2 protein-coding genes are annotated in these 2,921 nt (G+C 41.5%); both read right to left on the reverse strand.

Translation table 11 applies throughout. The annotated features are described in order from the left end of the window. Nucleotides 1-250: 250 nt before the first annotated feature. Nucleotides 251-1,246 carry a c-type cytochrome gene (locus B2866_RS07140; protein ID WP_102078934.1) on the reverse strand — a complete coding sequence of 332 codons (996 nt, stop codon included), beginning with the start codon at nt 1,244-1,246 and terminating at the stop codon, nt 251-253. Between the two features lie 904 nt (nt 1,247-2,150). Then, on the reverse strand, nt 2,151-2,849 hold the full coding sequence (locus B2866_RS07145; RefSeq protein ID WP_109592591.1) for an IS4 family transposase: 699 nt from the start codon (nt 2,847-2,849) through the stop codon (nt 2,151-2,153). Nucleotides 2,850-2,921: the final 72 nt, after the last annotated feature.

The raw sequence follows: 2,921 nt of genomic DNA on the forward strand, positions 1-2,921 counted from the left end.
GCTATTATCATTAGGCTCAAACAATTGATTCTTGCCTTGTTCATGCTCAGGTTTTGGGTTAAAGTCTCACTAAGTCTGTTAAAGTTTGGCATGGTCTGATTCGTCTTAAAAATTACTATTATGCCTTTGCTTTAACAGACTTTTTGTTTTTTTGTCGTGTGCAGAGCTATTTGTCTTAACTATCTATGATAAAAAAGCCAAGTTATTGAATAGCTGGGCTTTTTTATGGTCTGACTTATAAGCTTTTCAATTAACGACGCACATCTTTTGGTGCATCGCCATTTGGCCAATCTTTGTCTTTATTGGCTTTGACAGGGCGCGGCAAATGGGTAAAGTAGGCGGCAATATCGACCGCTTCTTGATCGCTTAGTGTATTGCCCTGACCGAACGGCATTTTACCTTTAATAAAGGCCGCGGCGGTATATGTACGCGCCATGCCTGCGCCATCATTAAAGGATTTATCGCCAGCTACCGCAGGATAGATATAAGTACCATCGTCATTATATTGACCTTCGCCATTATCACCGTGACAAACGCTACATTTTTCTGCAAATAGCTTTTCACCCGTTTCAGGGTTTGGCTCTAACTCTTTATTCACTTTTACAAAACCGCGACCTTCAGGTGATACCCCAAATGGCATATCTTGCGACAACCAGCTCATATAAGACACCATCGCATTCATATCATCTGAATCAAGATCGAGTGCTTTACCATTCATCGAACGCTCAAAACAACCGTTAATACGCTCTTGAATGGTATTGACGCGACCTGCGCGTGAGCGATAAATCGGGTAAATACTTGGCATATTGTTCCAAGGTGCAGCATACGCTTCTGAGCCATTGCCTAGGTGACAGCTGGTACAGTTAAGCTGGTTACCAACGTTATTCGGCAGCTCTTTATAAGTATGGTTGGCAAGCTGTAGACCGCGGCGTACGGCAGCGCCATACTCATCATCTGGAATGGTCGATTCGTCTGGCATCTTAATGGACGGCTTACCGCTTGCTGCGCCTGCCGCATCACCGCCGCCTGCGCTAGCGCTCATATCACTGGCAGCTGGCATATTACCTTTTAGCGTTTCGGCACGGGCTTCGAGGGCTTTAACGCGAGCCAAGGCTTCTGCTTCTTCCAAACGGTCAACGGCTTTGGTCTCATTGCTATTACTACAGCCGGCCATACTGACGGCGCTGATGGCAAAGATAGTGGCTACTAACAGGGAGGAGGGCTTAGCACGTGGAAAGTTTATCATTGGAATATCCTTATGTTAGAAAATAATATGTAAATCTATATTTATATGATAGCTTGGTCGTCATGATGGCAAAACTTATTTTAAGATTTTAGCTAAATAAATGGCTCGGATTCCAGTATTGATCAATGCCAACATAGTTGGCGTCATATCATTCAGCTTATCGCTACTGCCTAATATTAGCTATTAATCCGCTTGATTCTGCCTATCAAAACTCGACCAGTAATTAATCTGTAATTTGCTAGTAACATAATTGTATCAAATACAAATACGTAAAGTGTTTTTAAATTGAAAAAGAACACTAAAGCGACAAATGATGCCAACAGATGGTGAACGTTCTAAATAGCAAGGCATACTGTTTTTACTAAAAGCGCGTAAATATGAAAATATTTACGCGCTTTTTTTTGATGAAGATATTTTTATATAGTAATTGCAAAATAAAATCGATACGTTAGTATTCCCGTGCTAATGGGATAGATTTTTCTTGCTTGCTGTTCGCAGGCGTAACAGAGGCTGCAAAAAACTCACCCCATTAGCACTTTGTATCGGTTTTAGATCGAATAGACGACAGCTGTTTAACTTATTCTCTGCACACGACAAAAAAATCATCCCCACCCGATTTTCATAGGTTTAGGGGTTAAAAAGCTAACTAACTGTCGAAATACAGTCTTATCATTGTTAAAGAACACCAAGTGAAGGCCCTCAATCAACACATCCAGGCCAAGCGCAAACAAACTGGCTTGAGGTCGAGCGTTTGACTTTAACTTGCGCTTTAACGGCTTATCTTTGTCTTTATAAATACCGACATGATAAGCCCAACAAAATGCTAAGGCGTTCACTGCGACTAATTTACTGACCCGATCAAGATGGGTTAAGTGGGTATCTTCAAGATTAAAGCCACGGCCCTTTAGACAAGCAAATAAAGTCTCAATCTCCCAACGCTTAGCTTAGCATAGCTTGTCATCGCATCCACTGTTTCTAGTTGATTGGTGGCCACAATCACTAAACCATAGTCTTTATCACGCTTGGCAAATACTCGAACCAAACAACCATCGACAGTCAGTATTCGCCCATGTCGATATGTTTCTTGATGGCTAACATGGCGTAATAACTCTTTAATCTGTACCAACTTGCCATGATGATTCTTAACTTTACTGTTCTTCTTAATCCGTATGGCAAAGGGTATGTGATTATTGGTGAGCCAGTTAAACCATTTTTCGCCAACAAACTCTCTGTCTGCTACTATCATCTCAAGGTTATCTTTGCCAAATTGTTTGATAAACCGCTCAATAAGTTCACAGCGTTCAAGATGGTTTGTATTACCTCGCTTATCTAGCATTTGCCAGTATAAGGGGATGGCTATCCCTTTATATACCACCCCTAGCATAAAGATGTTGAGGTTACTTTTACCCCATTTCCAGTTGGTGCGGTCAATGGTTAAGGTGACTTTGCCTAGCCCAAATAGTCGATATATCATTAAAGCCAGTTGATCGTAGTCTATCCTCGCTTCGGCAAAAAATCGCTGTAGTCTGCGATAGTGACTGTCGGTCTTGCCACCCTTAGGGAGGTGTCTTGCTATTTTTTTTAAGATTACTGCTTTGAGCAGTAATCAGGGCTATTATCATTAGGCTCAAACATTGGATTCTTGCCTTGTTCATACTCAGGTTTTGGGTTAAAG

This window comes from Psychrobacter sp. UBA3483 (assembly GCF_002377905.1).
GTDB lineage: Bacteria > Pseudomonadota > Gammaproteobacteria > Pseudomonadales > Moraxellaceae > Psychrobacter.